General features: G+C 47.7%; 1 protein-coding gene. It reads left to right on the forward strand.

Annotated elements, in window-relative coordinates; translation table 11 throughout:
- A partial coding sequence (locus tag A3761_RS27490) for a M48 family metallopeptidase (protein WP_197472976.1) occupies positions 1–733 on the forward strand: 733 nt, incomplete at both ends.

Below are 733 nucleotides of genomic sequence, written 5' to 3' on the forward strand. Positions count from 1 at the left end.
GTTGTCTCTGGAGATAGAGACAATAATAGTGAGCGGGCGGTTCAATCGGAAGCAGGGCTTTCACAGCAAGCGCCGACAATGCCTGTCGAAGAGCAGACAGTAAATGAAAAGCAGATAGCCGGGCCTAAATTACTCGAACCTGCTGTAGCGACGAAACAGACTCAGGTTTTGCAAGAATCTGCGCTAAAAGAAAAGAAAAGAGTGGAGCCGGTTGCCTCGGCTATTGTTGAGAAAAAAGCGCGAACAAGTGTCGTGGAAGAAAGCAAAGCAACGAAATCTGTTGTGGCAAAAGAGAGTCGTGAAGTCAAAAAGGCTAGCGATAATATTGTGACTCAGCCAAAAGTTGATAAGAGTACTGTTAGCAAGGGAGCTGATGCTGAGCCAAATTTGCAGACAAAAGCGAAAACCAAGGCCAAGCCGCTTGGTGTTGTTTTGTCTCCCTCTGCACTTGATTTAAAAATGGCATCAGATGCTATTTCATTATTTGAAATAGGTAAGCCAGCAGAAGCTTATGCTTTAATGCAGGCTTTTGTTGCCGAGAACAAGACTGTCGATAAAACGCTCAGCGTTTTGGCAAATCGCTTACTGCAAGACCAGCGCTTCAACGAGCTGTCGGGCCTGCTGGGCCGGGCGGGTAAGCCATTGAGCCCAGACCTGAGACAAGTTAAAGCGCGATGGATGTTGATGCAAGGGGAGCCTGAGCTCGCCGTTGCTTTACTAGAGCAGTCCTTGC

The sequence above is a fragment of the Oleiphilus sp. HI0123 genome (assembly GCF_001635315.1).